The 26,542-nt window shown below is 59.2% G+C and carries 28 protein-coding genes; 12 read left to right on the forward strand and 16 right to left on the reverse strand.

From position 1 onward, the window contains the following. Window positions 1–3: 3 nt before the first annotated feature. The 3 genes from petA to rplM form a co-directional block, all read right to left on the reverse strand. Entirely contained in the window at window positions 4–591 is a 588-nt protein-coding gene (gene petA, locus HF945_RS11670) for a ubiquinol-cytochrome c reductase iron-sulfur subunit (protein ID WP_290522775.1), read from the reverse strand. Window positions 592–805: 214 nt separating this feature from the next. Beyond that, the gene (gene rpsI, locus HF945_RS11675) at window positions 806–1,201 is read right to left on the reverse strand and encodes a 30S ribosomal protein S9 (protein WP_290522776.1); all 396 of its coding nucleotides are present in this window, start codon (window positions 1,199–1,201) and stop codon (window positions 806–808) included. Between the two features lie 13 nt (window positions 1,202–1,214). Next, window positions 1,215–1,643 carry a 50S ribosomal protein L13 gene (gene rplM, locus HF945_RS11680; RefSeq protein ID WP_290522777.1) on the reverse strand — a complete coding sequence of 143 codons (429 nt, stop codon included), beginning with the start codon at window positions 1,641–1,643 and terminating at the stop codon, window positions 1,215–1,217. 248 nt (window positions 1,644–1,891) lie between these two features. Between rplM and HF945_RS11685 the strand changes: the two genes are divergently transcribed. The 5 genes from HF945_RS11685 (at window position 1,892) to HF945_RS11705 (ending at window position 7,548) form a co-directional block, all read left to right on the forward strand. Beyond that, window positions 1,892–2,929, forward strand: coding sequence for an aldo/keto reductase (locus HF945_RS11685; RefSeq protein WP_290522778.1), 1,038 nt, complete (start codon window positions 1,892–1,894; stop codon window positions 2,927–2,929). A 545-nt stretch (window positions 2,930–3,474) separates the two neighbouring features. Then, window positions 3,475–4,458, forward strand: a complete 984-nt coding sequence (locus HF945_RS11690) for an IS110 family transposase (protein WP_290522779.1) — start codon at window positions 3,475–3,477, stop codon at window positions 4,456–4,458. Window positions 4,459–4,598: 140 nt separating this feature from the next. Beyond that, window positions 4,599–5,222 (forward strand): TetR/AcrR family transcriptional regulator, encoded by a 624-nt coding sequence (locus HF945_RS11695; RefSeq protein WP_290522780.1) that lies wholly within the window; start codon window positions 4,599–4,601, stop codon window positions 5,220–5,222. Further along, window positions 5,219–6,844 (forward strand): NAD(P)/FAD-dependent oxidoreductase, encoded by a 1,626-nt coding sequence (locus HF945_RS11700; RefSeq protein WP_290522781.1) that lies wholly within the window; start codon window positions 5,219–5,221, stop codon window positions 6,842–6,844. Before HF945_RS11695 ends, HF945_RS11700 begins: the two co-directional genes overlap by 4 nt. Further along, window positions 6,844–7,548, forward strand: a complete 705-nt coding sequence (locus tag HF945_RS11705) for an SGNH/GDSL hydrolase family protein (protein ID WP_290522782.1) — start codon at window positions 6,844–6,846, stop codon at window positions 7,546–7,548. The genes HF945_RS11700 and HF945_RS11705 overlap by 1 nt, the downstream gene beginning before the upstream one ends. A gap of 30 nt (window positions 7,549–7,578) precedes the next feature. On the opposite strand, the gene HF945_RS11710 is transcribed toward HF945_RS11705, so the two are convergent. The 5 genes from HF945_RS11710 to HF945_RS11730 all read right to left on the reverse strand — a co-directional run bounded on the left by HF945_RS11710 (window position 7,579) and on the right by HF945_RS11730 (window position 12,961). Continuing rightward, a complete protein-coding gene (locus HF945_RS11710; protein ID WP_290522783.1) occupies window positions 7,579–8,241 on the reverse strand; it encodes an outer membrane beta-barrel protein in 663 nt (220 codons plus the stop codon). A 66-nt stretch (window positions 8,242–8,307) separates the two neighbouring features. Then, entirely contained in the window at window positions 8,308–9,606 is a 1,299-nt protein-coding gene (locus HF945_RS11715; RefSeq protein ID WP_290522784.1) for an outer membrane protein transport protein, read from the reverse strand. Window positions 9,607–9,834: 228 nt separating this feature from the next. Further along, window positions 9,835–10,980, reverse strand: a complete 1,146-nt coding sequence (locus tag HF945_RS11720; protein WP_290522785.1) for an acyl-CoA dehydrogenase family protein — start codon at window positions 10,978–10,980, stop codon at window positions 9,835–9,837. A gap of 197 nt (window positions 10,981–11,177) precedes the next feature. Continuing rightward, window positions 11,178–12,260, reverse strand: coding sequence for a cell division protein ZapE (zapE, locus tag HF945_RS11725; RefSeq protein ID WP_290522786.1), 1,083 nt, complete (start codon window positions 12,258–12,260; stop codon window positions 11,178–11,180). Between the two features lie 68 nt (window positions 12,261–12,328). Further along, entirely contained in the window at window positions 12,329–12,961 is a 633-nt protein-coding gene (locus tag HF945_RS11730; protein ID WP_290522787.1) for an alpha/beta fold hydrolase, read from the reverse strand. Between the two features lie 116 nt (window positions 12,962–13,077). On the opposite strand from HF945_RS11730, the gene HF945_RS11735 reads away from it, so the two are divergent. Further along, window positions 13,078–13,623 (forward strand): YhcB family protein, encoded by a 546-nt coding sequence (locus tag HF945_RS11735; RefSeq protein WP_290522788.1) that lies wholly within the window; start codon window positions 13,078–13,080, stop codon window positions 13,621–13,623. Between the two features lie 310 nt (window positions 13,624–13,933). Here HF945_RS11735 and HF945_RS11740 read toward each other — a convergent pair whose 3' ends face one another. Then, the gene (locus HF945_RS11740) at window positions 13,934–14,809 is read right to left on the reverse strand and encodes a diacylglycerol kinase family protein (RefSeq protein ID WP_290522789.1); all 876 of its coding nucleotides are present in this window, start codon (window positions 14,807–14,809) and stop codon (window positions 13,934–13,936) included. 62 nt (window positions 14,810–14,871) lie between these two features. Next, window positions 14,872–15,627 carry a Nif3-like dinuclear metal center hexameric protein gene (locus HF945_RS11745; protein WP_290522790.1) on the reverse strand — a complete coding sequence of 252 codons (756 nt, stop codon included), beginning with the start codon at window positions 15,625–15,627 and terminating at the stop codon, window positions 14,872–14,874. 194 nt (window positions 15,628–15,821) lie between these two features. Between HF945_RS11745 and HF945_RS11750 the strand changes: the two genes are divergently transcribed. Continuing rightward, on the forward strand, window positions 15,822–16,919 hold the full coding sequence (locus HF945_RS11750) for a trypsin-like peptidase domain-containing protein (protein ID WP_290522791.1): 1,098 nt from the start codon (window positions 15,822–15,824) through the stop codon (window positions 16,917–16,919). A gap of 398 nt (window positions 16,920–17,317) precedes the next feature. On the opposite strand, the gene hisC is transcribed toward HF945_RS11750, so the two are convergent. From hisC to HF945_RS11780, 6 genes are all read right to left on the reverse strand, one after another. Then, a complete protein-coding gene (hisC, locus tag HF945_RS11755; RefSeq protein WP_290522792.1) occupies window positions 17,318–18,376 on the reverse strand; it encodes a histidinol-phosphate transaminase in 1,059 nt (352 codons plus the stop codon). A gap of 72 nt (window positions 18,377–18,448) precedes the next feature. Beyond that, window positions 18,449–19,747 carry a histidinol dehydrogenase gene (hisD, locus tag HF945_RS11760; RefSeq protein WP_290522793.1) on the reverse strand — a complete coding sequence of 433 codons (1,299 nt, stop codon included), beginning with the start codon at window positions 19,745–19,747 and terminating at the stop codon, window positions 18,449–18,451. A 181-nt stretch (window positions 19,748–19,928) separates the two neighbouring features. Next, complete coding sequence (gene hisG / locus HF945_RS11765; RefSeq protein WP_290522794.1) at window positions 19,929–20,573, reverse strand: ATP phosphoribosyltransferase; 645 nt, start codon at window positions 20,571–20,573, stop codon at window positions 19,929–19,931. A gap of 15 nt (window positions 20,574–20,588) precedes the next feature. Beyond that, the gene (gene murA / locus HF945_RS11770) at window positions 20,589–21,851 is read right to left on the reverse strand and encodes a UDP-N-acetylglucosamine 1-carboxyvinyltransferase (protein ID WP_290522795.1); all 1,263 of its coding nucleotides are present in this window, start codon (window positions 21,849–21,851) and stop codon (window positions 20,589–20,591) included. A 41-nt stretch (window positions 21,852–21,892) separates the two neighbouring features. Then, a complete protein-coding gene (locus HF945_RS11775; protein WP_246973823.1) occupies window positions 21,893–22,147 on the reverse strand; it encodes a BolA/IbaG family iron-sulfur metabolism protein in 255 nt (84 codons plus the stop codon). A 154-nt stretch (window positions 22,148–22,301) separates the two neighbouring features. Beyond that, the gene (locus tag HF945_RS11780) at window positions 22,302–22,949 is read right to left on the reverse strand and encodes a phospholipid-binding protein MlaC (RefSeq protein WP_290522796.1); all 648 of its coding nucleotides are present in this window, start codon (window positions 22,947–22,949) and stop codon (window positions 22,302–22,304) included. 172 nt (window positions 22,950–23,121) lie between these two features. Here HF945_RS11780 and HF945_RS11785 point away from each other — a divergent pair, with 172 nt between their 5' ends. From HF945_RS11785 to lptB, 5 genes are read left to right on the forward strand one after another with little or no spacing between them, the layout of a single operon-like run. After that, window positions 23,122–24,090, forward strand: coding sequence for a KpsF/GutQ family sugar-phosphate isomerase (locus HF945_RS11785; RefSeq protein ID WP_290522797.1), 969 nt, complete (start codon window positions 23,122–23,124; stop codon window positions 24,088–24,090). After that, window positions 24,090–24,587, forward strand: coding sequence for an HAD hydrolase family protein (locus tag HF945_RS11790; protein WP_290522798.1), 498 nt, complete (start codon window positions 24,090–24,092; stop codon window positions 24,585–24,587). The genes HF945_RS11785 and HF945_RS11790 overlap by 1 nt, the downstream gene beginning before the upstream one ends. Next, a complete protein-coding gene (gene lptC / locus HF945_RS11795; protein WP_290522799.1) occupies window positions 24,584–25,141 on the forward strand; it encodes an LPS export ABC transporter periplasmic protein LptC in 558 nt (185 codons plus the stop codon). The genes HF945_RS11790 and lptC overlap by 4 nt, the downstream gene beginning before the upstream one ends. Continuing rightward, window positions 25,125–25,643, forward strand: a complete 519-nt coding sequence (gene lptA, locus HF945_RS11800; protein ID WP_290525412.1) for a lipopolysaccharide transport periplasmic protein LptA — start codon at window positions 25,125–25,127, stop codon at window positions 25,641–25,643. Before lptC ends, lptA begins: the two co-directional genes overlap by 17 nt. Further along, entirely contained in the window at window positions 25,640–26,365 is a 726-nt protein-coding gene (gene lptB / locus HF945_RS11805; RefSeq protein ID WP_290522800.1) for an LPS export ABC transporter ATP-binding protein, read from the forward strand. Before lptA ends, lptB begins: the two co-directional genes overlap by 4 nt. Window positions 26,366–26,542: the final 177 nt, after the last annotated feature.

Consider the following 26,542-nt stretch of genomic DNA (forward strand, 5'->3'; position numbering starts at 1 on the left):
CCATCATGCCTTGGTCTCCCCTTCTTCAGAGCCAACAATGACGACGGATTCGCTCAGGTAAGAGTGAGGCGGAACCACCAGATTGGTCGGCGCCGGTACGCTCTTGTACACGCGGCCGGCCAGATCGAATTTGGAACCGTGACAGGGGCAGAAGAAACCGCCGAACTCCAGTTCCACGGTAGGCTGCTCCTCGAACAGGGGAGAACAACCCAGGTGGGTACAGGTGCCCACCAGCACCAGGTATTCCTTCTTGATGGAACGCCATTCGTTCCGGGCGTAGTCCGGCTGCTGATCTGCTTCGGACTTCGGATCGCGAAGGTTTTCATCCAGCTTGGGCAATGTGCCCAGCATGTCTTCGGTACGACGCACAACCCAGATGGGCTGACCTCGCCACTCCTCGACCACACGCTGGCCGGCTTCCAGTTTGCCAATATCAATCTTTACCGGGGCACCGGCATTCTTGGCCTTGGCACTGGGTTGCCAGGATTTTACGAATGGAACAGCCACACCGACCGCACCTGCAGCACCAATTGCCGAGGTCAGGCCGATCAAAAACGTGCGGCGGCTGCTGTTTACGCCGTCGTTGCTCATTGAGTTATTCTCCCCTCAGATCCCACGCTCGGGGTTTGTCCGGGACACGAGGCTCATCCTCGTGCTACGGGCGGAGTAAGGCGGCGCAAATGGTAAAGAAAAAGCCCACACCTGACAACCGGTTATTCCCTGCCCTGAAACCCTAAACGCCTGATTTAGACACAAAAAAGCCCAGCATTGCTGGGCTTTTTTGTGAACCTGTTGACCGGAAGTATCAACGCTTGGAGAACTGCGGACGACGACGCGCCTTACGCAGACCAATCTTCTTACGTTCCACTTCACGAGCATCACGGGTTACGTAACCGGCACGACGCAGCTGACCACGCAGCTCACCGTCGTACTCCATCAGCGCACGGGTGATACCGTGACGGATGGCGCCAGCCTGACCGTTGTTGCCGCCACCGCTAACGGTAACCAGCACATCAAACTTGTCGGTGGCCTCAACCAGTTCCAGCGGCTGGCGAACAACCATCTGGTTGGTCTTGCGACCAAAATACACGTCCAGCGGACGGCCGTTTACGGTGATCTTGCCACTGCCCGGACGCAGGAAAACACGAGCAGCAGAAGTCTTGCGGCGACCGGTGCCGTAGTTGGTTTCTACAGTTGCCATCGTCTAAAACCCCTTAGATTTCCAGCTGCTGCGGCTGCTGAGCAGCATGAGGATGCTCGGCGCCTGCATAAACTTTCAGTTTGCGATACATGTCGCGACCCAGCGGGTTACGCGGCAGCATGCCTTTTACAGCCTTCTCGATGATCATCTCAGGCTTCTCGGCCTGCAGAGTCGCAAAGTTGGCTTCTTTCAGGCCACCCGGATAACCGGTGTGACGGTAGTACATCTTGTCGTTAGCCTTGTTACCGGTAACGGCCACTTTTTCGGCATTGATTACAACAATGTAATCACCGGTGTCGACGTGTGGAGTGTACTCCGGCTTGTGCTTACCGCGCAGACGGCTTGCGACTTCGGTCGCCAACCGACCCAGCGTTTTGCCGGAGGCGTCTACCACATACCAGTCGCGCTTTACGCTTTCCGGTTTTGCGCTGTAGGTCTTCATGGAATTCTGCCCTAAAATCAATATGTTACGGGTCGTAAACACCCGCCGGCGGCAGTTCCGCCGGGCAAGAGAGCGCGAATTCTACCCAAGCCCCCCAAAGAACACAAGCTATAAAGGGGGGATTTGTTGCATTGTCGCGCCCAACAATGGTCAAGACCATTTCCACCCTTGTGGATGGCAGGTCTGCATGATCAGATTGGCCGCCTATCATCGCGCAGAATGAAGTCACAGTAAAACAGGAGCAGCACATGGAATACCGTCGCCTGGGACGCACCGACCTTGAGGTCAGCAGCCTTTGTCTTGGCACCATGACGTGGGGAAGCCAGAACACCGCAGAGGAAGGCCACGCCCAGATGGACAGGGCCCTGGATTACGGCATCAATTTTTTTGATACCGCAGAAATGTATGCGGTACCGGCCAGCCCGGAGACGTCGTTCCGCACCGAAACCATCATCGGTGACTGGTTTGCAAAAACCGGCAATCGAGACAAGATTATCCTGGCCACCAAGGCCGCCGGCCCCGGCGACTACGTCAAGCACATCCGTGGTGGCCCTCGCTTTTCCGCCGAAAGCCTTGCCAGCGCCGTGGAAGGCAGCCTCAAGCGACTGCAGACCGACGTCATCGACCTGTACCAACTGCACTGGCCTGAACGCACCACCAACTATTTCGGCCGCCTGGGCTACAAACACCGTGAAGGCGAAGACGGCATCGCCATCAGAGACACCGTGGCCGGCCTCAAGCAATTGATGGATGCCGGCAAGATCCGCCATTGGGGGCTGTCCAATGAGACCCCCTGGGGCCTGATGACCTTTCTCCATGAAGCAGACAAGATCGGCCTACCCCGCCCCGTCAGCATCCAGAACCCCTATTCCCTGCTTAATCGCAGCTATGAAGTCGGACTGGCAGAAATCAGCCATCGCGAACAGGTGGGGCTGCTGGCCTACTCGCCGCTGGCCTTCGGCATGCTCACCGGCAAATATCGCAACGACACCTGGCCGGATAAGGCCCGCCTGACCCTGTTCAAGCAATTCTCCCGCTACACCAACCCCCAGGCCATCGCCGCCACCGAAGCCTACTGCCAACTGGCAGAGGAACGCGGAATCAGCGTGACCCAGCTGGCGCTGCAGTTCGTGACCACCCGGCCCTTCGTCACCAGCAACATCATTGGCGCCACCCACCTGGAACAGCTGGAAGAAAACCTGAAGAGCGTAGAGCTGGCCTGGGACCGGGATCTGGAGAAAGCCCTGGAAGCCATCCACACCCGCTTCCCCTATCCGGCGCCTTAGACGCCTGACGCCTGACGCCTGACGCCTGACGCCTGACGCCTGACGCCTGACGCCTGACGCCTGACGCCTGACGCCTGACGCCTGACGCCTGACGCCTGACGCCTGACGCCTGACGCAAAAAGGCCCGCCCGGTACCCGGGCGGGCCTTTTTGCGTCGGTAAAACACTCACTAGTGGCTGCTGTGGGAGCTTGCCTGCAAGCGATCCGAGCCTAAGCGAGGTATGGATTCCAGAAACACATTTTGAAGATCAGAATCCGAACACATTTGGATACTTCCGGTTTTGCCTTTCGAAACTCGCTTCTCGTAACTCGAAACTTTCTTACCTCGCCCGGGCTCGGATCGCTTGCAGGCAAGCTCCTTGTATCTCTCCACGAGTGCTGATTAGCTACCAGCACTCACGGGTCGGGTTAAAGCCTGACAAGCTCCTGAGGGCATAGACCCTGTGACGTAGATCCTGGCTCCGACCCATTCTCTTAAATCTGAACGGTATCCGGGCTCTCCCCTCCGCGGGATGAAGCCGTATAAGCAAGGGAAGACACGAGAGATGCACTTCGTTGGAATTGATGTCAGCAAAAAGAGCCTCGATACACTTTGGCTGCGCCAGGCCAATCCCCGGAAGGTAAAAACACGGGTTTTCCAGAATCGGCGCGGGAAGGAGCACGAGGTTGCGCAGTGGCTGCTCAAGCAGACCGGTGCTGAGCCGTCCGAGATTCATGTGGTGCTGGAAGCCACCTGTATTTATCACGAGAACCTGACCTACGCACTCCATGAAGCTGGGTTGCAGGTGTATGTGGCCAATCCGGCGCGCACCAGGGACTTCGCCAAGAGTGAAGGGTTCTCAAGCAAGACAGACAAGCTCGACTCGCTGTGCCTGGCTCTCTACGTGAAAGAGAAGCATGAGCGACTACATAAATGGCAGCCGGAAGCGCCAGAGATCAGGCAGTTACGAGCGCTTGGTGCTCGTCTGGAGGCCTTGGAGAAAGACCGTCAGCGGGAAGAAAACCGGCTTGAGAAAGCGGAATTCAACCAGTCAAGCGAGCGAGTCATTGCCTCTATACAGGACATGATCGCGACACTGAATGAGGAGATCCGCAAGCTCAAAAAGGACATCGATGACCACATTGATGGCCATCCTGAACTGAAACAGGACCGCTCACTGCTGGAGAGCATCACTGCGGTAGGCGATGTGATGTCCCGAGAGCTGCTGTCGCTAATACACAGTCGGGACTTCCGGTCAGCCAAGCAATGTGCCGCCTTCCTGGGCATTACGCCGGTGCACAATGAATCCGGCGACTCCAGAAAGCCGACAAAGATCCGCAAAGGTGGCCGCGCCAACGTACGGGGAAAATTGTTCATGGCAGCAGTCACAGCATGCACCCACAACCCCGATATCCGGGCACTGAGACGGCGCATGGAAGACAGGGGGAAGACAGGTAAAGTGATTGTGGTGGCAGCAATGCGCAAGCTGGTGCAAATCGCCTATGGGGTAATCAAGCACCAAAAGAAATATACCCCACAAGTCGCATAGAGACGGCTTGCAGGGTATGGAGAGAGACGGTATCTACAGCGGCTTCGACCAAGGCGCCTGATCGGTTCCGCCACAGGCGCTTGACGTCAACACTCTCACCATGCCAATGTTAACACTGTTAACTTATACAACGGACCAACATGGCACGCACCGCATACCACCACGGCGACCTGCAGCAGCAGGCCCATGAACAGGCAATGACCATTGTGCGCGAGCATGGCGACAGTGCCATCAGCCTGCGGGCGCTGGCGAAACAGCTGGGCGTCAGCGCCCCGGCCCTGTATCGCCACTTTGCCGACCGCGAGAGCCTGCTGGCCGAACTGGCCATCAGCGGCTTCCAGTGGCTACGTCAACGCTTGCTGAAGGTGGATCAGCGCGATTCACGCCAGGCGCTGATCGGCATTGGCCTGACCTATGTGGCCTTTGCCCAGGATGAGCCCAACCTGTACCGGCTGATGTTTGGCGGGCGTGTGCTTCCCCTGGGCATCCACCCACGCCTGGACGCGGCCGGCAAAGGCGCTTTTCAGGTTCTGGAAGACACCATTGCCAACGGTCGCCAGCGGGGCTATCTCAAGCCCGCCCCACTGGACCTCATGACCGCCACCGCCTGGTCCCTGGTTCACGGCCTGTCACAACTGAGCATTGATGGCCATCTGCCCACCGCGGATGTCGAGCCCCATCTGGCCGAGGGCGTTACCAGCCTGTTGCTGGATGGTGCTATCGCCACGCCACCCCATTCACAGAACAATAAGGACACCCCATGAGCAGCCCACAACCCAGCACTATCCGCGTTGGCCGTCGCTATCGCGCCAACCGTCTCGACGGCCCCTACGATGCCATTGTCATCGGCTCCGGCATCGGCGGGCTCACCGCAGCTGCCTGTCTCAGCAAACTGGGCAAGAAGGTGCTGGTGCTGGAACAGCACTATACCGCGGGCGGTTTCACCCATAGCTATGACCGCAATGGCTACGAATGGGATGTGGGCGTGCATTACATTGGTGACATGGGCGCCAAACACACCATGGCCCGCCGGCTGTTCGACTATGTCACCGACAGCCAGCTGCAATGGGCCCCCATGGACGACCATTACGACCGACTCTTCATTGGCGAGCGCCAGATCGATCTGGTCGCAGGCCCCAAGCACTTTGCCGATGAACTGAAAAAACAGTTCCCCGGCGAAGAGGAGGCCATCGACACCTATCTTGATTACCTCAGCCAGGTCGCCAAAGCCATGCCCGGCGTGACACTGGGCAAGGTGCTGCCCAAACTGCTGGCAGGGCCGTTCCGACACCTGGCCCGCCGCAAGGCGCCAGCCTTCCTCAATCAAACCACCCAGCAGGTGCTGGAAAGCCTCACCGGCAATCAAGAGCTCATTGCCGCCCTGACAGGCCAGTGGGGAGATAACGGACTGGTTCCCAATGAATCCAGTTTCATCATCCACGCCCTGATCGCGCGCCACTATCTGCACGGCGGCTACTATCCCATCGGTGGCGCGTCGGAAATGGCCAAGACCATTATCCCGGTGATCCAACAAGGCGGCGGTGAAGTATTTACCTACGCCGATGTGAAAGAAATTCTTGTCGAGAACGGCAAGGCCGTGGGCGTGCGCATGGCGGACGGCAATGACATTCATGCCCCTGCCATCATCAGCAACGCCGGCGTATTCAACACCTTCGGCCCTCTGCTGCCAGACGGCGCCCCGCACAAGGACTTCTACCAGATGAAGCTGGGCCAGGTGCAGCGCTCCATGGCCAGTGTCTGCCTTTACATTGGCATCCAGGATACTGCCGAAAACCTGAAGCTGCCGAAAACCAATTTCTGGATTTACCCGGGGAGTGATCACGCCACCCAGGTGGCAGCGTTCCTGGAGGATCCGGAGAACCAGGAGATCCCCCTCACCTACATTTCCTTCCCCTCTGCCAAGGATCCCGGTTTCGAAGATCGCTACCCCGGCCGGGCCACCATCGAAATCGTCGCCCCCGGGCCGTTTGAGTGGTACCAAAGCTGGGCGGACAAGCCCTGGGGCAAACGCGGAGAAGACTACGAGGCCAAAAAGGAAGCCTACGCCCAGCGCCTGCTGGAAAAACTGTACGAGAAAATGCCGCACCTGCGCGGCAAGGTGGATTATTACGAGCTTTCCACCCCGCTCTCTACGGATTATTTCTGCCGCTATAGCACAGGCGAGATTTACGGCCTGGATCACACCCCGGAACGCTTTGAGCAGGACTGGTTGAAACCCAAGACCCGCATTCCCGGGCTCTTCCTCACCGGCCAGGACATCATGACCTGTGGCGTAGTGGGCGCCATGATTGGTGGCTTGCTCACCACCATCGCCGTGGGCGGGGTGAAAAGCCTGCCTCTGGCCAAAAAGATGTTCGTGGGCTGATGCACGCTCCCTTCTGGCTGGGGTTTGCCAGCCTCGCCCCACTGCTCCTTGCGCAAGCGGTGCACACCCGTCGCACCACGGTGCGACTGCCGGACGGGCAGGGCCCCGCGCAAGGCCAATGGGGCGAAGGTGCATGCTCGAAGCGGCTGCTGGTTATCGGTGAATCCACGGCCGCCAGCGTGGGCGTGGAGGCGCATCAGGAGGGTCTGGCCAGCCAGCTGGCCCGACTGCGCCATCAACAAAGCGGGGAAACGGTGGGCTGGCATACCCTGGGGGTAAACGGCATACGCATGGATGCCCTGCAGAAAACACTGGCCGCCACCCCAACGCCGCAGGCGGACGCCATCTTCATCAGTATGGGGGTGAACGACACCACCGGACTCACACCGCGCAAACATTACGCCTCGGCATTGGCCAGGCTGATCACACACTTGCAGTCACAACAGCCCGGGGCACCGGTCTATCTGCTTGCCGTGCCGCCTATGGACCGTTTCACTGCCCTGCCCTCCCCATTGAGACAGATGCTCGGCTGGCGGGCCCGGCTACTCAATCAACAACATCAGAGCCTGGCGCGGAGTAGCCAGAACCTGTTCAGCCTTTACTACCCCCCGCTGGATGATCCGGCCCTGCTGGCACAGGATGGCTACCACCCCGGAGCCCGGGGTTACCAGGCCATGGCAGAGGCCATCCTGGCACAGCTTTAAGCCGTTCCGGCCGCCAGCCGCAGGGCATGATCAGTTAAACAGCATGCCAATGCCAAAACGCCACAATCCCTGATCCACAGTGCCAGCGCCACGGTCCACGTCCAGCCATTGCTGACTGTAACCGGCGCGCATGAAGGCGGTATCAGACATGTCCAGGCGCAAACCGGCACCCACCTCATAGCTGAACACCGTGTCATTGAGGGTTGGGGTATCCAGCCCGCAATAGTACCCCCACCAGGGGTCATACCAGCACACCGGCACGGAGGGCCCGGTGGCCACGTTGGTGTCCAGGTAGGTCGCCCCCACCGCCCCGTGCACATAGGGAGTCAGCGCCTTGCGGGCAAAGTGCCAGGTGGCGTTGAGATTCATGGTGGTCATTTCCAGCTCCCCACGACCATCAAAACTGCCGTTGGCGTCGGAGGTGGTGTCAGAACGGAAATCGGTTTCCAGCCATTCCAGGGCAAAACCCAGGGACAGGTGCTCATCACGGTTATAGGCCATGTCAAAGCCGAAGCCCACATCATCGGTGATGTCGACGCTGGAACCACGCTCACCGGAAACGGTTTGCCCTTCCAGGCCAATGACCCGAAAGCTGCCTTCCCAACGCTCGGCGCGATAACTATGGGGAATTTCCGCCAATAACTGCAGTGGCATTACCCCGGCCAGCAAACCCAGCCATACCGTTCTCTTCATTCTCGACCTCATAAAAAAGCGGGCCAGTCTGGCCCGCTCTTCTTATAGCACATCAGCCGGCTCGAATCAGAACCGGTAGTTCAGCTGGGCACCGATAACATCCGCTTCCAGCTCATAGGTCCCTTTAAGCTGGCCCCCCTTGTCTGCGCGGTTGATATCAGCATCATCCACAAAGATATGGGCATAGCCCACATCAATGGTCATGTTCTCCGATGGAGAGAAACCGGCCCCCAGCGTCGCCCAGACACGATCCGAATCCGGTGAGATGGCAGAACGATTGTCTGTGCCCTGGGTGGCGTCCTCCTTGGCCACGCCAACCCGCAACACCGTGCCTCCAGCCAGTTCATGGTTCATGCCCAGCGAGTAGCGAACCGTATTGTTCCAGTCGAACTCTTCAGTGGGATTGAATGCGAGACTTGGGCTTTCCACCACGAGAGCATCCAGAGAACTCCATTCTGTCCATTCCACACCCAGCAACAACCGGGTTCGTTCAGACAGATCACCCGCATAAGACAGCTGCAGCGAAGCAGGCAGGTCAATATCCGCCGTACCCGCATAACGTCCGGGAGCAACCGGACTGCCGCTGGCCGTTGACAGCGCCGCCCCGGCATTCGAGAAGGTGATATCCCCTTCCACCTCGTAGCTCATTTCAGAACGATAGGCGATGCCGAAGTGGTTGTTGTCATCGGCACTGAAGGTCGCCCCGACATTCCATCCGAAGGCATCATCATCACCCTCCAGACGGGTGGCCGCATTGCGAATGTCCGCATCCAGAGTCTGGTAGCTAAGCCCCAATGCAACGCTCAGTCTGTTCGAGAGCTGGATCGCCAGAGAAGGATTGATATTCAAGGTCTTCAGGTCGGACTCCGTGGCATAGAAATCCCCTGCCGTGACCGGCCCCAGTCCGCCCGGAGGCGGCGGTGTGACGTAGGCATTACCCCAGCCGCTCTCATATTCAATTTTGGTGCCGAACGGAGAAAGCACACTCAAACCAAATGTCATCGAATCACTGACGGGGACCGCCATGAACAGGCTACCAACAAAGGGTTCCACATCATCGAAATCGCCAGCACCGGCGCCGGCCTGCGGGATCAACCCGTTAAAGGTTCCTCCGGACCCGGTTTCAAACGACGTGTCCACCCAGACTTGATGAATTGGCACTGAAAATTCCGTGGTTTCCAGCTGGGTCATCGTTGCAGGATTGAACCACTGACTGGAAGCATCCTCACCCAGTACACCGGCACCGGCGTAAGCCGTGCCCATGGCAGACACCGACTGGTATGAAACGGCAAAACCGCTTGCCATTACCGGACCTGAGATCAGGCAAATGGCACCACCGAGAAGCTTGGCATGTGATTTTTTCATTATTGCTCTCCCTGATAGCTAAAAAATCTCCAAAGCGCATCTGGCCTTCCGAGCCATGTTTTGTATAAAAAACGCTCAAACCCAGACTATGCCTGTCAAAAAAAATGAAAAAGCGTTTTTTTGTAAAACTGCGGTCACAGCGTCAAGGCGGGGTCAATACAGAACTAACGGGTTAAAAACGAAAAAGGCCGCCCGAAGGCGGCCTTTTTCAGACACCGGATAACGTGATCAGTCAGCCAATACCGCCTTGGCGATAATGGTCTTCATGATCTCGTTGGTGCCGCCGTAGATACGCTGTACACGGGAATCGGCGAACATGCGCGCGATCGGGTATTCCCACATGTATCCGTAACCGCCGTGCAGCTGCAGACATTCGTCGATCACTTCGCACTGCAGGTCGGTGATGTAGTACTTTCCGGCTGCGGCGGTGGGGATATCCAGCTCTTTCTTCAGGTGCAGCTCCAGACACCGGTCCACGTAGCAACGCGCCACTTCCAGCTTGGTGTGCATTTCTGCAATCTTGAACTGGGTGTTCTGGAAATCGGCAACGGACTTGCCGAAGGCCTTGCGCTCTTTCACGTATTCAACGGTCTGCGCCAGCGCAGACTCGGCCATGGCCAAACCACCGATGGCGATACCCAGACGCTCCTGGGGCAGTTCCTTCATCAGGTAGATGAAGCCCATGCCTTCTTCACCCAGCAGGTTCTCGGCCGGTACTTTCACGTCCTGGAAGAACAGCTCGGAGGTATCCTGGGCCTTCATGCCCACTTTCTTCAGGTTGGTGCCTTTCTCAAAACCTTCCAGGTTGGTATCCACCACGAACAGGCTAATGCCCTTGGCACCCTTGCTCGGGTCGGTCTTGGCCACCACGATCACGATGTCAGCGTTCTGACCGTTGGTGATGAAGGTCTTGGAACCGTTCAGCACATAGTGGTCACCCTGCTTCACGGCGGTGGTCTTCACGCCCTGCAGGTCGGAACCGGCACCCGGCTCGGTCATGGCGATGGCGCCGATGCACTCACCGGTGACCATCTTCGGCAGGTACTTTTCTTTCAGGAACTCGCTACCGTTGTTCTGGATGTAGGGAGCAACGATTTCGGTGTGCAGGCCCCAGCCGATGCCGGTCAGGCCCAGGCGGGAAATTTCTTCATTGATCACCACGCTGTACAGGAAGTCGGCTTCGATACCACCATACTGTTCCTTGACCATGGGGCACAGGAAACCCTGCTCACCGGCTTTAAGCCATACTTCACGGGGAACAACCCCTTCTTTTTCCCATTCTTCGTTGAAGGGAACAGCTTCGGCTTCCAGGAACTTGCGAACGGTATCGCGGAAGGTTTCGTGGTCAGAACTGAACAGCGTACGCGGGATCATGAATCTCTCCGGTCTCGTGTAATGGGAGCAGCCCCGAAACCGGACGCGGCCGGGGCACAGAATGCCCCATGATGTTCACTTACCCGTTGTGTCGGCAATGACCGAATAGATCACCGCCCATGGGCGCTGAGAATTCCGGCCAATATCTGTGAACGCTGCGCCAAAAGGAACCCTGCGCCCAGCGCGCCCCAATGGCATCAGGCCCGGTGCTCGCGGCCCAGATATTCCGATGATTGCATTTCCTGCAACCGCGACCGGGTTCGCTCGAATTCGAAGTCGAGCCGCCCGCCGGCATAGATATCCTCAATGGGAGCTTCGGCAGTGATCACCAGCTTCACCGCGCGATCATAGAACTCATCCACCATGTTGATGAAGCGACGGGCCATATCATCCTTGCTGGCACTCATCTGCTCCACATTGCTGACCAGCACCGTATGGAATTCCCGGGCAATCTCGATGTAATCAGTCTGGCTACGAGGGCCATCACACAGCGCCTTGAAGTCAAACCAGACCACGTCGTCGGCGCATTGCAGCGCAGCGATCTTGCGCCCTTCAATCAGCACATTGCAGGACTCGCGGTGACGGGAATGGTCCGGCTCCAGGGTCCGGAACCGCTCCTGCATGAAAGCATCCGCCACCTCACCCAGGGGGCAGTGGTAAAGCTCAGCCTGCTCAAGCAGCCGCAACCGGTAATCGGTGCCCCCATCCACATTCATGACCTGGGTGTGTTGCTTGAGCAGGTCGATGGCCGGCAGGAAGCGGGCCCGCTGCAAACCATCCTTGTAGAGTCCATCCGGCTGGATATTGGACGTGGCCACCAGCGTCACGCCGTTGGCAAACAACTCTTCCATCAAACCGGCCAGGATCATGGCGTCGGTGATATCGGTGACAAAGAATTCATCAAAGCACAGCACCCGCGCCTGGGAGGCAAACTTGCGGGCAATATTGATCAGCGGGTTCTTTTCCCCCTGCCGCTCACGCATTTCCCGATGGACTTTCTGCATGAAACGGTGGAAGTGCATGCGACGTTTTTCCTCGAAGGGCAACGCTTCGAAAAACACATCCATCAGATAGGTCTTGCCGCGCCCTACCCCACCCCACATATACAGCCCCATTTGGGGCTGGGGCTTGCGAAAACGCCCAAACAGCCCGCCTTTGACCGGCGCCTCCAGCAAGCGGTGGTAGAGATCATCCAACGCCTCCACCGCCCGCAGCTGGGCAGCATCCTGAAAGAAATCCTCGCGCTCGAGGTCGGCCTGATATTGTTCGAGAGGGGTCATAGTCATCTGTACAGCTGATAAAAAGCGGGCCAATGTAGCGTTGGCCAATCATATAGGCAATCGGCGAATCAGGCCGGCAAATGGCTGGCAGCAGCCTCCTTGAGCTCCACCAGGCGCCCATGGAAAAAGTGGCCACACTCGGGGAAGCGAATCAAGTCCGGTTGCAGGGGCGTTGCCCCAGCCCACTGGTACACCTGCTCGGCGGGCACGACCTCATCATCCTCTCCCTGCACCACCGTCACCGGGCAGCCGGTCTTCTCGATGTCGGTGAAGGGGTAGTGATGCACTGGCGGAGCGACCAGCAGCAGGTTATCCACCGGCTCACCATTGGCGCAAAGAATCTCCGCACCGCGAGCCGCCACAAAACTGCCAAAGGAAAAGCCGGCCAGCCACAGAGGCAGCCCGGGCCATTGCTGGCGCAGCCAGCTGTGCACCGCCAGCAGGTCTTCGGTTTCGCCAATGCCATCGCTGTAGGCACCCTGACTTTCGCCCACACCCCGGAAGTTGAAACGCACCACTACACCACCGCGGTCACGGACCAGGCGTGTCAACGTGGTCACCACCTTGTTATCCATGGTGCCGCCAAACAGCGGATGCGGGTGGCAGACGATAGCGATGAAGGCCGGCGTCTCGCTGCCTTGCTCAATAACCGCCTCCAGCGTACCTGCGGGACCGGCCAGCTGTTCGCGTTGCGCTGCCATCTGCCACCTCCATCGAAGAATTGTTACGAGTTATCCCCTTGGCGACCACCCGGCTCTGTGCTGCAATAGTCCCGAATCTGTCGCCACGTTCTGGTGACATTGTACAGGAGTATGCCATGGATATGCTGACAACCGGGGTGCTGAGCTTTGCTGCCGGCGTAATCGTTGGAGCGGGCCTGCTATTCTGGCTGTTACCGGCACGGCGTCAGGCCGGCCAGTTGATCAGGGATCGGGATGAGGCGCGCCAGGCGCTGAATCATTATCGTGAGCAGGTGGACGATCACTTCCTGCATACCGCAGAACTGGTCAACGACATGACCCAGGCCTACCGCACCGTCCATGAGCACCTGTCACGCGGTGCCCAGGCATTGTGTTCCGAAGGCGGGCGCAAGCGTGCTGTGGCCAAATCGCTGGATTCCGCCTCCAACCGGGAAAACTCCAATCCGGTGTCGCCACCGCTGGATTATGCCCCCAGTGCCAAGGGGGGCACCCTGGCTGAGGACTTTGGCTTGCGCAACAACAAGGCAGAGGGCCCCTTCGAACCGGTGGATGTGGCGCCGGCGGCGGTTCCCGACGCCATTGCCGAACCACCACGGGATTATGCCGAGGGCTGCGACGAGCAGGGCTGCCCGCCGGGAGAAGACAAGAAGCAAGGAGCCTGACGTCGGACGTCGGACGTCGGACGTCAAAGAGCAGGATCAGGAACGGAAATGTCGGCAAGGCATTTCCGTTTTTTGTGCCTGGTGAGGCCCGATAGGTGCTTCCGCTTGCGGAACGAAGGGCGCGGCACGAGATCCGCCAGCCCCATTTCGACCAGTTGAAAGTTCAAAGTTCAAAGTTTAAAAGCGCGGTGACGTTGATCATTTCTCAATGGCCATGCCCGCGCCCAGGCGGGATCGCGGGCACGGCACAGCAACCCCCGCAAGGATTCGCCGCGTTTCAACTTTGAACTTTAAACTTTCCACTCAACCCCTATGGCAAGAAGGTCTCAGCCACCCGCACCGGGACCGCCAGTTCATCTACTTCGATCTCTGCCGGCAGCATCCCCGCCGGGTCGCCATCCGCCTGTATCGGCTCCTGGGCCCCTTCGCACTGGATAGTGACCTTGCCGGCGCGCAGGCTGGCCACACCATCCATCCGCTCCATTTTTCCGAACAGCAGCGCGGTGAGGCAGCGGAGCAGGAAACGCACTCCCGGTTTCTGGAACAGCAGCACTTGCACTTGGGGACGCACAATATTGGCTTCGCGGCTGAGCACAAAACTGCCGCCATAGTGCTTACCATTGGTAATGATCGCCGAAAAGCAGTCCAGTGGACGGCCATCCACCGTCACCCGATAGCGCCGCTCACCATAACGGCGAATCTGCGCCACCATGGCGAGCACGTAGGCCAGCTTGCCAAAACGCTCCTTGATGCCCAGATCCACACCCTCGACCACCCAGGCGTCATACCCGATACCGCACATCATGATAAAGCGGCGCCCGTTCAGGCGAGCCGGGGTCACGGGAACACTCTTGCCCTGCACCACAACCCGGGCGGCCTCTTCCGGCTTTTTCGGCAAGCCCAGCTCCTTGGCCAGCACATTGGCGGTGCCAGTGGCAAACACCCCCATGGCCACGCCCGGTGCCAGACCGTTAAGCACCTCGTTGGTGGTGCCATCACCGCCCACCGCAACAACACAATCGCCCTGATCCTCAAGGGACTGTAAATAGCGGGTGGCATCATCGGGCCCGGTGGTGTGATAAAGACGCACCCTGGCCTGCAAACGCTCCAGTTCGGCCACAAACCGGCAAAGCAAGGCCTCCCGGCCGCCCCCTGCCGCCGGGTTATAGATAACGGTGATATTCATGACTGCGGGTAAATCCTCGTACTACTACCGGTTGCGCATGACTGCGTGTCTGCGCACGCTTGCTAGGCCGGATTGTCGATGTCGATAAAGGTATGCTCGATGCCGTAATTGTCGCTGAGCCACTGGCCCAGCGCCATGGCGCCGTAACGCTCTGTGGCATGGTGGCCGCAAGCAAAATAGTGAATCCCGGTTTCCCGGGCAAAATGGGTCGTTGGCTCGGAGATTTCCCCGCTCAGGTAGGCATCCACGCCTTTGAGCTGGGCTTTGTCGATAAACCCCTGGGCGCCGCCGGTACACCAGGCAATGGTTTCAATCTCGTCTCCCGGATCGCCCACATGTAACGGTGTGCGACCCAACACCGCCTCGGCCTGGGAGCAAAACTCTTCCGCGCTCATGGGACTGTCCAGACGCCCCACATTGCCAATGGGATGGGGCGAGTCGTCCAGCCCCCCTTCCATCACAAAACCCAGACGGCGGGCCAGCTGGGCGTTGTTACCCAGGGTCGGGTGGGCATCCAGCGGCAGGTGATAGGCAAACAGGTTGATGTCATGGCGAAGGAGAGTCTGCAGGCGTTGCTTCTTCATCCCGCGCACACGCTGATCTTCGCCCTTCCAGAAATACCCGTGATGCACCAGGATGGCGTCAGCGTCTTCAACGATGGCCGCATCAATCAACGCCTGACAGGCGGTCACACCGCTGACCACCCGGCGAATCTGCTCCCGGCCCTCTACTTGCAAGCCATTCGGGCAATAATCCTGGAATCGGTCTGCCGCCAGTTCCTTATCGAGCAGAGACAGCATGTAATCGCGCTTGAGCATGACACCTACCGGGCAATATCCTGACAATGTGTTAGGCCTGTGACGCCGTCTGGACGGTAGAATTTATCTGTCACAGGCCCTACTATGCGCGCAGTTTACCTACCCGGGCCTGCTCTTGTCTCGCCATCCGGCTGTCGTCACCATTCAGCGCAGGCGGGACAACCGGTTACCGCATACCTATGGGGGCATTTCAGGTGGTCAGAGTGATACGTTTTTTTGCCGGCCCGATCCTGGCCGGTCTGGCCGTGGGACTTGCCGTACTCTGGTGGTACGAATGGGGCCCCAGTGCCCAGCCCGCCCGCCATGACACCGGGGTAGCCAGCTATGCCGGCGCGGTGAATCATGCCGCCCCAGCGGTGGTCAACATCTACACCACCCAGATCGTCACCAACGACGATGATGCCGAGGCTCCCCTGTTCAACCGTTTTATGGAACAGCCGCGCCGTGAACGGGCCTTGAGCAGCCTGGGCTCCGGCGTGATTGTGGATGACAAGGGATACATCCTGACCAGTTATCACGTTATCCGCGACGCGGATGAAATACTGGTGGCCCTGCGTGATGGCCGTGATAGTCCGGCACGCGTAGTCGGCACGGACCCGGAGACCGATCTGGCTCTGCTGCATATTGCTCTTGAAGACCTGCCTGAAGTGGAACTTAACGGTAACGGACCGGTGCAGGTGGGTGATGTGGTGCTGGCCATCGGCAATCCGCTGGGCGTGGGACAGACCGTCTCCATGGGCATCGTCAGCGCCACCGGCCGCAGCCATCTGGGTATTGCCACCTTTGAAAACTTTATCCAGACCGACGCGGCCATCAATCGCGGTAACTCCGGCGGGGCGCTCATTGACACCAACGGGCACCTGATCGGCATCAATACGGCCATCCTCTCCGCCGATGGCAGCTGGCAGGGCATTGGTTTCGCGACCCCCGCCTCTATCGCCAGCGAGGTAATGACAGACCTGATCGAGCATGGCCGGGTGATCCGTGGCTATCTGGGGGTCACGGTTCAGGACATGACGCCGTCACTGGCCGACACCTTTGGCATCGATGAAGTGCGCGGCGGCGTGGTCACCGCGGTGGTAGTAGACAGCCCGGCCCACAAGGGCGGCCTGCAACCGGGCGATGTATTGGTGGGCGTTAACGGGGACCTCATGAAGGACGGCTACGAGGCCATGAACCGAATCGCTGGTATGAAGCCGGATCAGCAAGTCACCCTGAACATCATCCGCAACCGCCAGCCCATGAGCATGGACGTCGTCATAGGCACCCGCCCACCGGCGGAAGCGGAATAGGTGACGCCTGACGCCTGACGCCTGACGCCTGACGCCTGACGCCTGACGCCTGACGCCTGACGCCTGACGCCTGACGCCTGACGCCTGACGCCTGACGCCTGACGCCTGACGCAAAAAGGCCCGCCCGGTAAACCGGGCGGGCCTTTTTGCGTCGGTAAAACCCTCGCTATACCCCGCCGTAGGAGCCCAGCTTGCCTGGGCGATCCGAGCCTAAGCGAGGCAAGGATTCCAGAAGCCAGGTTCGAAGATCAAAAGAACTGAACCAGGCACACGATCTGTGGTTTTGCCTTTCGAAACTCGCTTCTCGCGACTCGAAACTCATTACCTCGCTTAGGCTCGGATCGCTTGCAGGCAAGCTCCTACACCCCCCCACAGCCTCCAGAGCCGCCAGAGCCCTCTTACAGCAATGTATCCAGCGCTTTAATCAACGCCTGGTTCTGCTCCGGGGTGCCCACGGTGATACGCAGGTGGTCTGCTATACGCTCAGGCTTGCCGAAGTGGCGAACAATGACACCCTGCTCTCTCAATCCTTTCGCCAGGCTTTCGCCACTATGTTGCGGATGGCGGGTAAAAAGAAAGTTGGCGGCGGACGGCAGGCTTTCAAAACCTCGACGGGAAAGCTCGCTATCGAGCCAGTCTCGTTGGCTGATCACCAACTCACAGCCCTTCTCAAACCATGCCTTGTCTTCAAAGGCCGCCGCACCCGCCGCAATGGCGATACGATCCAGCGGGTAGGAGTTGAAGCTGTCCTTGATGCGGTTCAAGCCATCGATCAGTGCCGCATCGCCGACGGCCAGACCGATGCGCAGACCGGCCAGGGAGCGGGACTTGGAAAGTGTCTGGGTGACCAGCAGGTTGGGGTACTGATTCACCAGGGCAATGGCACTGTCACCACCAAAGTCGATATAGGCTTCGTCCACCACCACCAGGGATTCCGTATTGGCCTGCAACAGACGTTCGATCTCACTCAGGGGCAACAGCCGCCCGGTGGGCGCATTGGGGTTGGGGAAGATGATCCCGCCATTGGGCTTGAGATAATCATCCACGGCAATGGCCAGATCCTGGTCCAGCGCCACCGGTTCATAGTCAATCTGGTAGAGCCCGCAGTACACCTTGTAGAAGCTGTAGGTGATGTCCGGAAACAGCAGCGGCTTGTCCTGTTTGAAGAAGCCAAGGAACAGATGCGCCAGCACTTCATCGGAGCCATTACCGACAAACACCTGATTCCGTTGCACACCGTAATAGGCAGCAACGGCGTCTTTCAGCTGGCCACTGTCCGGATCCGGATACAGACGCAAACGCTCATCCGCTTCGCCACGAATCACGTCCAGTACTTTCGGTGACGGGCCCAGTGGATGCTCATTGGTGTTCAGCTTCACCAGCTTGCTGATCTTCGGCTGTTCACCCGGCACATAGGGCTCCAGCTGATGAACGAAGTCACTCCAGTATTTGCTCATAATGTCTCCGCCGGAAGCCTGACACCGGACGCCGGACAAAAACCCGCGCGTCAGGCGTCTGGCGTCCGGCCTCTAGCGTTTAATCCGGTATTCCGCACTGCGGGCGTGGGCGGTGAGGCTTTCGCCGCGGGCCAGGGGAGAAGCAATGCCGGCCAGGGTGCTGGCCCCTTCCGGGGAGCAGCCAATCAGGGAGCTGCGCTTCTGAAAATCATAGACGCCCAGCGGCGAAGAAAAACGCGCCGTGGCGCTGGTGGGCAGCACATGATTGGGGCCGGCGCAGTAGTCACCCAGCGCTTCCGGGGTATGTCGACCCAGGAAGATGGCGCCGGCGTGACGAATCTTTTTCGCCCAGGTTTCCGCATCGTCGATGGACAACTCCAGGTGCTCGGAGGCAATGGTGTTGGCGATCTCGATGGCCTCATTCAGGTCCTTCACCTGAATCAGGGCTCCACGGTTTTTCATGGAGGTGCGGATGATGGTTTCCCGCTCCAGAGTCACCGCCAGGGCCTCCATGGACGCTTCCACCTGCTTGAGGTAATCCGCCTCCGGGCACAACAGAATCGCCTGGGCTTCCTCATCGTGCTCCGCCTGGGAGAACAGATCCATGGCAATCCAGTCCGGGTCGGTCTTGCCATCACACACCACCAGAATCTCGGATGGACCGGCAATCATGTCGATCCCCACCTTGCCGAACACCTGACGCTTGGCTTCGGCCACGTAGATATTGCCGGGGCCGACAATCTTGTCCACCGCCGGTACGGTATCCGTGCCATAGGCCAGTGCGGCAACAGCCTGGGCGCCGCCCACGGAAATAAAACGGTCGACGCCGGCAATGGCGGCGGCCGCCAGCACCATGTCATTCAGCTCACCAGCAGGCGCCGGTGACACCATGATAATCTCGGCAACACCGGCCACCTTGGCTGGCAGGGCATTCATCAGTACAGAACTGGGATAGGCCGCCTTGCCGCCCGGCACATAGATGCCCGCCCGGTCCAGCGGTGTGACCTGCTGCCCCAGGAGCGTGCCATCGGCTTCACGGTAGCTCCAGGAATCCTGCTTCTGTTTCTCGTGATAGCTGCGCACCCGCTCGGCCGCGGCTTCAAGCGCCTGACGCTGGTCGGCAGGAATACGCGCCAGTGCCGCCTGCAATTGCTCGGGGCCGACCACCAGATCCGCGGCAGCGGACAGTTCACGGCGGTCAAATTTGCGGGTGTACTCCACCAGCGCCTCATCACCACGACGGGCCACATCCCGTACGATGTGATGCACCCGCTCAGCCACTTCCGCATCGCGCTCTTCCGACCAGGCGGTCAGCGCGGCAAGCTGCGCATCGAAGTCAGCGTCTTGAGTGTTGAGCCAGGTGGTTTCCATGCTTGAGTACCGTAAAAGTCAGAATCAAAGTCCAGTTTTACCACAGAGGGCACTGAGTTCACTGAGGGAAAAACCAGATATTTTCTATCACCGGGATCAGCAGAAACTCTCGCCTCCTCAATGAAGGGCGTTTTTTACTCTGTGATCTCTGTGGTGAAAAACGCTTTTGGTCTTTTCTGGACTACTCTTTACGCGACGCGACGGCCTCGGCGAGCTTGTCCAGGATCGCCTGGATATCCCCGTGACGGGTCTTCATGCTGGCGCGATTGACGATCACCCGGGTGGAAATATGGGCGATCAGTTCGGTGGGCTCCAGACCATTAGCGCGCAGGGTGTTACCGGTATCAACGATATCCACAATCCGGTCCGCCAGCCCTACCAGCGGCGCCAGTTCCATGGCGCCATAGAGTTTGATGACCTCGGCCTGTTTTCCCTGCTCGGCAAAGTAGGCCTTGGCCACATTGACGAACTTGGTCGCCACACGCAGGCGCCCACCCACCTCCGGGGCATCATTGACCGCCGCCACCATCAATTTGCAACGGGCAATATTCAGGTCCAGTGGCTCGAACACTCCGTCCCCGCCATGCTCCATGAGCACATCCTTGCCCGCCACACCGATATCCGCAGCCCCATGCTGCACGTAGGGAGGCACATCAGTGGCGCGAATGATGATGATCTTCACGTCATCACGGGTGGTGTCGAAGATCAGCTTGCGCGATGCGGACGGATCTTCCAGCAGTTCAATCCCGGCAGCCTTCAACAGCGGCAGGGTTTCCTTGAGGATGCGACCCTTGGACAGGGCGATGGTCAACGGTTTCTGAGACATATTCTTAGGCCAGACCTAGCGTGGCACGCGGCGAATGACCGCGCCCAGCGATTGCAGTTTCTCTTCAATACATTCGTAGCCGCGATCAATGTGGTAGATGCGGTCCACGGTGGTTTCCCCTTCCGCTGCCAACGCAGCAATCACCAGGGACGCCGATGCACGCAGGTCAGTGGCCATTACCGGGGCACCGGTAAGCTGCTCCACACCACGACAGATCGCCGTGTTGCCCTGCACTTCGATATCCGAGCCCATGCGGTTCATTTCCTGAACATGCATGAAGCGGTTTTCAAATACAGTTTCCACGATGGTCCCGGTGCCCTCGGCGATCAGGTTAAGGGCCATGAACTGGGCCTGCATGTCGGTGGGCATGGCCGGATAAGGTGCGGTTCGCAGGGACACGGCTTTCGGCCGGCGGCCTTCCATGTCCAGCTCGATCCAGTCTTCACCCGTGGTGACCTTGGCGCCCGCTTCCTTCAGTTTCTGCAGCACCACATCAAGAATGCCGGGAACGGTATCCTTGGTCTTGATCCGGCCGCCGGTAATCGCCGCAGCGATCAGGTAGGTCCCGGTTTCAATCCGGTCGGCGATGACCTGGTGGTGACAACCACCGAGTTTCTCCACCCCTTCAATGGTGATGGTGTCCGTGCCGGCGCCACTCACCTTGCCTCCCATGGCATTGATGAAGTTGGCCAAATCCACCACTTCCGGTTCACGGGCCGCGTTTTCCAGATAGGTCGTGCCCTCTGCCAGGGCGGCGGCCATCATCAGGTTCTCGGTACCGGTCACGGTGACCGTATCCATGACAATGCGGGCACCTTTCAGGCGACCGTCCACGGAGGCATGCACATAGCCGTTGGCCACCTCGATCTGGGCACCCATGGCCTCAAGACCGCTGAGATGGATATCCACCGGCCGGGAACCAATGGCACAGCCCCCCGGCAAAGAGACCGTGGCCTTGCCAAAATGTGCCACCATGGGGCCCAGCACCAGAATGGAGGCGCGCATGGTCTTCACCAGTTCGTAGGGCGCCACCAGCTCCTTGATGGTGCTGGCATTCACCTCCACGCGCATGCGGTCATCGATCACCACTTCCACACCCATGCGCCCCAGCAGCTCGATCAGGGTGGTTACATCCTGCAGATGGGGCAGGTTGCCCACAGTGACCGGCTCACTGGCCAGCAAGGTGGCGGCCAGAATCGGCAGGGCGGCGTTCTTGGCGCCGGAAATGCGGATCTCGCCGTCCAGACGGCGGCCACCGGTGATGATCAATTTATCCATGAACTGTCTCTAGGCTTGTCTTGAAAGGCCCGGCGTGAAAATCAGGCCAGCCCCATCTTCTGGGCTTTTTCCCACTCGGCGGGAGTAAAGGTGATGATCTGCACCGCGTGGATGGTGTTGCTCTGAATCTGCTCGTTGATAGTGGCATACACCAGCTGCTGCTTCTTCACCGGCATCAGGCCTGCAAAGGCCTCTGACACCACGCGAATCTGGAAACGGTCACCGCCACCTTCCACGGCCACATCGGCATCGTCAAAGCCGGCTTCCACCAGCGCTTTTACCTCTTCCGGATTCATGTTGGCTCCTTATCGGGGGGCATCAGCCAAAAAGCAGGCCCCAAACAGCACAGGAGCGAGTGAAAACTCACTCGCTCCATCTCAGGGGCGCAATAATACGCGAGGCGTAGCAGGCTTGCCACGGCACCGCGTTCAGGTGTCGCTGACAGCGCAGTTATTCCTTGCTGCCTTCCTCGCTATCCAGACCCGCATCGATATTCGCGTCAGCGGTCCAGTTATCGATCACCTTGTCCATATCGCCATATTGCTCCATGCCCTGGGCAAACTGGCTCTTGAAGGTATCTGCCAGATCCAGTCCGTTCACATACACATTGATCACTTTCCACTGACCATCCCGGGAGAACAGGGTGTAGAAGATGGGAATGGTCTTGCCAGTGTTGGTCTGGATTTCCATGCGCACCCGTGCATAGTCCCCCCGCAGATCCCCCTCCTGCATGGGTAGCGTGGTGATCTGCTGACCTTCGTAGAGGGTAATACCGGAGGCGTAGGTGTTAATCAGGCTGTTCTTGAACACCTCCAGAAAACGGTATTTCTGCTCCTTGCTGGAGTGACCGAAGTAGTCGCCCATGACCATGCGGGTGATGCGCTTGAAATCCACCAGCCCCGCCAGCTCCTCGCGCACCAATCCCCGGGCCCGCTCAGGATCCGCCTTGAGCTGCTCACGTTCGGCATCAATACGGGTGGTCATGCGGTCCACCGCATCCATCACCACCTGCCGCGGGTCGCTCTGGGCCTGTGCCAGCGAGCCCATCAGCATCAACACCAGCGCCATTGCCGCGGAAAAAAAGAATTGTCGTTGCATCCAAAGTCTCCCTCTCATCATCGGGCGGTTTTACGGGGTTCCGCCGTCCCTGTCCAGAACCAGTATGTAGTCTTGGAGTCACAACCAGAGTGAACAGTTCCGAAAGAACACTTTTCGGCTCAACCCGGACGGGTTTTGGCGTGTATAATCGCCGCAATTACAGGGAGATTGCATGAGTCACGACCATATCAGTGTCGGCAAACGGGTCCTGGATATCGAGGCCCGCGCCGTCAACGCGCTGAAAGACAGCCTGGACGACCAGTTTTCCGCCGCCTGCGACCAGATGCTCAACGCCCGGGGCCGCGTTATCGTCACTGGCATGGGCAAAAGCGGTCACGTGGGCAACAAGCTGGCCGCCACCCTGGCCAGCACCGGCACCCCATCCTTCTTTGTGCATCCGGGCGAAGCTTCCCACGGCGATCTGGGCATGATCACTCCGGATGATGTGGTACTGGCCCTGTCCAACTCTGGCGAAACCGCCGAAGTGCTGGCCATCCTGCCGGTCATCAAGCGCAAGGGCACCGTACTGATCGGCATGACCGGTCGCACCGCCTCCACACTGGCGCAGCTTTCCGACGTTCACCTGACCGTCGCCGTGACGGAAGAGGCCTGCCCCCACAATCTGGCACCCACCTCGTCCACCACCGCCGCCCTGGCCATGGGGGACGCCCTGGCCATTGCCCTGCTGGAAGCCCGCGGCTTCACACCGGAAGACTTCGCTCTCAGCCATCCGGGCGGCAGCCTGGGCCGCCGACTGCTATTGAAGGTGGACGACATCATGCACGCGGGCGAGGCCCTGCCCGCAGTCTCCACCGACACCAGTGTCAGTGACGCCTTGCTGGAAATGACCCGCAAGGGACTGGGCATGACCGCCATTACCGACAACGACGGCGCCCTGGCCGGCATCTTCACTGATGGTGACTTGCGCCGCCTGCTGGACCGCGATCTGGATATTCGCACGGCCAGTATCGCCGAGGTCATGGTTAGCAACCCGATCACTATTGAAACCGGTCACCTGGCGGCAGAGGCACTGCAGATCATGGAGACCCGCAAGATCAATGGCCTGGTAGTACTGGATAACGAGCGCAAACCGGTGGGTGCCTTCAATATGCAGGACCTGCTGCGCGCGGGGGTGGTGTAATGCAGATTTCCGCAATCGACGCCCAGAACCTGCGGTTGATGGCCTTTGACGTGGATGGAGTGATGACCGACGGTCAGATCTATTTCAGCCCGGAAGGCGAAACCCTCAAAGTGTTTCACACCCTTGACGGGCACGGTCTCAAGAAACTCGCCGCCAGCGGCGTAACGCTCGCCATTATCACTGGCCGCAACACCCCCATGGTGGCAAAGCGCGCCGCCGACCTGGGCATCCAGCACGTCATTCAGGGGCGCGAGGACAAGGGCGTGGCCCTGGCCGACCTTGCCGAACAACTGGGCATTGCTGCCAGCGAAACCGGCTATGCGGGCGATGATGAACCGGACGTGGACGCCCTGGCGTGGGCGCAACTGAGCTTCGCTCCAGCCAATGCCCATGACTGTGCCAAACAGGCCGCGGATCATCACACCCTGCGCAGCGGCGGCGCTGGCGCGGTGCGGGAAATCTGCGATGCCATCCTTGCCCAGCGAGGCGCCCCATGAAGCGCCAGGGCCTGCTCAGCGCCAGCGGCATCCTGTTGCTGGGACTGGTGGTATTGATGACCCTTCACGAATGGGACAGCACCCTGCCGGGTGAAGATCAGGGCGTCCTGACCGCTCCCGCCATCGTGGCCCAGAAGATCACGGCCCGCGCCTTCAGCGAAGAAGACGGTGAACTGCAATACCATCTGATTGCCGACAATCTGGTCCAGTATGATCATGCCCCTCTCACCGAAATGACCCACCCACAGCTGTCCATGGCCAACGAGCAAGGCACCTGGACCATTACCAGCGACGACGGCACAGTGCAGGAAAACGGCAAACTGATTGTCTTTACCGGTGAAGTGGAAGCGCGCAACCCGGATCAGAACATCGAGCTGGACACCAACGAATTACGCTTCGACAGTGATACCAACACGGCCACCAGCCCCGCTGATGCCGTGCTGCGGTTTGAAAGTGGCGAGACCCGGGCCGGATCACTGGAGGCGGATCTCGACAAGGGGGTATTATCCCTCGACCAAGGAGTAGAGAGTGAATTCAATGCACCGGCATCGTAAGGTACTGGCCGCCAGCCTGACCCTGTTAGCCAGCCTGGCCAGCGCCGCCCCGGTGGAAGGTCCCATCTCCGTATCCGCGGACAGCGGCCGCTTCGAACAGGAGGCCGGCACAGGGGTCTACAGCGGCGACGTGGAGCTGCTGCAGGGCAACCGCACCATGCAGGCGGAAGAAATGTCCCTGTTCACCCGCAATGGAGAGCTAGTCAGGGTGGAAGCCACCGGCACCCCGGTCAAACTGTCCGAGGGCGAAGACCTGGAGGCCCATGCCAGTAATCTGGTGTACGACATCAAGGCCCGCACCCTGGTTCTTACCGGCGACGCCTTTATCCGCCACAAAGGCAACACCTTCGAAGGCGCCAAGGTCGAATACAGCCTGGATTCCAAACGCGTGGATGCCAGCAGTGAAGGCGACCAGCGTGTTCGCCTGGTAATTCCGGCAGAAAACCAGGCCCCCGGCCAGAACCAGAACGACAACACAGATTCGGAGCCCACCGCCCCATGACGCATCTGCGCGCCCACCACCTGGCCAAAAGCTATAAAGGCCGCCGGGTCATCGAAGACGTTTCCCTGGATGTGGAATCCGGACAGATTGTGGGCCTGCTTGGCCCTAACGGGGCTGGCAAGACCACCTGCTTTTACATGATTGTAGGGCTGGTGGAAGCTGATGCCGGCCGCATCGAAATCAATGACAACGACATCACCCACCTGCCCATGCATGGTCGCGCCAAGCGCGGCATTGGGTATCTGCCCCAGGAAGCCAGCATCTTTCGCCGCCTGACCGTGGAAGAGAACATCATGGCCATCCTGGAAACCCGCAAGGAACTGAGCAAGCAGGATCGCCATGAGCGCATGGAGAGCCTGCTCAAGGAGTTCCATATTACCCACATCCGCGACTCCCTGGGCATGAGCCTGTCCGGTGGTGAGCGCCGCCGCGCCGAGATTGCCCGCGGCCTGGCCACCGATCCGGATTTCATCCTGCTGGATGAACCCTTTGCCGGGGTCGATCCGATTTCGGTGAACGACATCAAGAGCATCATCCGCCACCTCAAGGAACGTGGCATTGGCGTCCTGATCACCGACCATAACGTGCGCGAAACCCTGGATATCTGCGACACCGCCTACATCGTTAGCGCCGGCCACATCATCGCCTCCGGCGACGCCGACACCATTCTCTCCAATCAGCAGGTGCGGGATGTGTATCTGGGAGCGGATTTCAGGCTTTGAAAGAGCAATTAATAGTTAATAATGAATAATTAATAACTTCGCGAGACGGGCTCCCGGATTTGAAACGCAAGCGGCCGCGCCCAAAGGTTGGGCGCGGCCTCTTGGCTTGAAGCGGCAGAATGGCTTTGCCGCGCAGCTATTAACTATTCATTATTAATTATTCATTCGCTCCTCATC

This window comes from Alcanivorax sp. (assembly GCF_017794965.1).
Lineage (GTDB): Bacteria > Pseudomonadota > Gammaproteobacteria > Pseudomonadales > Alcanivoracaceae > Alcanivorax.

What these genes read in the sequence shown, in the direction of transcription:
- petA (WP_290522775.1), bottom strand. Translation starts at nt 591, where the DNA reads ATGAGCAACGACGGCGTAAACAGCAGCCGCCGCACGTTTTTGATCGGC.
- rpsI (WP_290522776.1), bottom strand. Translation starts at nt 1,201, where the DNA reads ATGGCAACTGTAGAAACCAACTACGGCACCGGTCGCCGCAAGACTTCT.
- rplM (WP_290522777.1), bottom strand. Translation starts at nt 1,643, where the DNA reads ATGAAGACCTACAGCGCAAAACCGGAAAGCGTAAAGCGCGACTGGTAT.
- HF945_RS11685 (WP_290522778.1), top strand. Translation starts at nt 1,892, where the DNA reads ATGGAATACCGTCGCCTGGGACGCACCGACCTTGAGGTCAGCAGCCTT.
- HF945_RS11690 (WP_290522779.1), top strand. Translation starts at nt 3,475, where the DNA reads ATGCACTTCGTTGGAATTGATGTCAGCAAAAAGAGCCTCGATACACTT.
- HF945_RS11695 (WP_290522780.1), top strand. Translation starts at nt 4,599, where the DNA reads ATGGCACGCACCGCATACCACCACGGCGACCTGCAGCAGCAGGCCCAT.
- HF945_RS11700 (WP_290522781.1), top strand. Translation starts at nt 5,219, where the DNA reads ATGAGCAGCCCACAACCCAGCACTATCCGCGTTGGCCGTCGCTATCGC.
- HF945_RS11705 (WP_290522782.1), top strand. Translation starts at nt 6,844, where the DNA reads ATGCACGCTCCCTTCTGGCTGGGGTTTGCCAGCCTCGCCCCACTGCTC.
- HF945_RS11710 (WP_290522783.1), bottom strand. Translation starts at nt 8,241, where the DNA reads ATGAAGAGAACGGTATGGCTGGGTTTGCTGGCCGGGGTAATGCCACTG.
- HF945_RS11715 (WP_290522784.1), bottom strand. Translation starts at nt 9,606, where the DNA reads ATGAAAAAATCACATGCCAAGCTTCTCGGTGGTGCCATTTGCCTGATC.
- HF945_RS11720 (WP_290522785.1), bottom strand. Translation starts at nt 10,980, where the DNA reads ATGATCCCGCGTACGCTGTTCAGTTCTGACCACGAAACCTTCCGCGAT.
- zapE (WP_290522786.1), bottom strand. Translation starts at nt 12,260, where the DNA reads ATGACCCCTCTCGAACAATATCAGGCCGACCTCGAGCGCGAGGATTTC.
- HF945_RS11730 (WP_290522787.1), bottom strand. Translation starts at nt 12,961, where the DNA reads ATGGCAGCGCAACGCGAACAGCTGGCCGGTCCCGCAGGTACGCTGGAG.
- HF945_RS11735 (WP_290522788.1), top strand. Translation starts at nt 13,078, where the DNA reads ATGGATATGCTGACAACCGGGGTGCTGAGCTTTGCTGCCGGCGTAATC.
- HF945_RS11740 (WP_290522789.1), bottom strand. Translation starts at nt 14,809, where the DNA reads ATGAATATCACCGTTATCTATAACCCGGCGGCAGGGGGCGGCCGGGAG.
- HF945_RS11745 (WP_290522790.1), bottom strand. Translation starts at nt 15,627, where the DNA reads ATGCTCAAGCGCGATTACATGCTGTCTCTGCTCGATAAGGAACTGGCG.
- hisC (WP_290522792.1), bottom strand. Translation starts at nt 18,376, where the DNA reads ATGAGCAAATACTGGAGTGACTTCGTTCATCAGCTGGAGCCCTATGTG.
- hisD (WP_290522793.1), bottom strand. Translation starts at nt 19,747, where the DNA reads ATGGAAACCACCTGGCTCAACACTCAAGACGCTGACTTCGATGCGCAG.
- hisG (WP_290522794.1), bottom strand. Translation starts at nt 20,573, where the DNA reads ATGTCTCAGAAACCGTTGACCATCGCCCTGTCCAAGGGTCGCATCCTC.
- murA (WP_290522795.1), bottom strand. Translation starts at nt 21,851, where the DNA reads ATGGATAAATTGATCATCACCGGTGGCCGCCGTCTGGACGGCGAGATC.
- HF945_RS11775 (WP_246973823.1), bottom strand. Translation starts at nt 22,147, where the DNA reads ATGAATCCGGAAGAGGTAAAAGCGCTGGTGGAAGCCGGCTTTGACGAT.
- HF945_RS11780 (WP_290522796.1), bottom strand. Translation starts at nt 22,949, where the DNA reads ATGCAACGACAATTCTTTTTTTCCGCGGCAATGGCGCTGGTGTTGATG.
- HF945_RS11785 (WP_290522797.1), top strand. Translation starts at nt 23,122, where the DNA reads ATGAGTCACGACCATATCAGTGTCGGCAAACGGGTCCTGGATATCGAG.
- HF945_RS11790 (WP_290522798.1), top strand. Translation starts at nt 24,090, where the DNA reads ATGCAGATTTCCGCAATCGACGCCCAGAACCTGCGGTTGATGGCCTTT.
- lptC (WP_290522799.1), top strand. Translation starts at nt 24,584, where the DNA reads ATGAAGCGCCAGGGCCTGCTCAGCGCCAGCGGCATCCTGTTGCTGGGA.
- lptA (WP_290525412.1), top strand. Translation starts at nt 25,125, where the DNA reads ATGCACCGGCATCGTAAGGTACTGGCCGCCAGCCTGACCCTGTTAGCC.
- lptB (WP_290522800.1), top strand. Translation starts at nt 25,640, where the DNA reads ATGACGCATCTGCGCGCCCACCACCTGGCCAAAAGCTATAAAGGCCGC.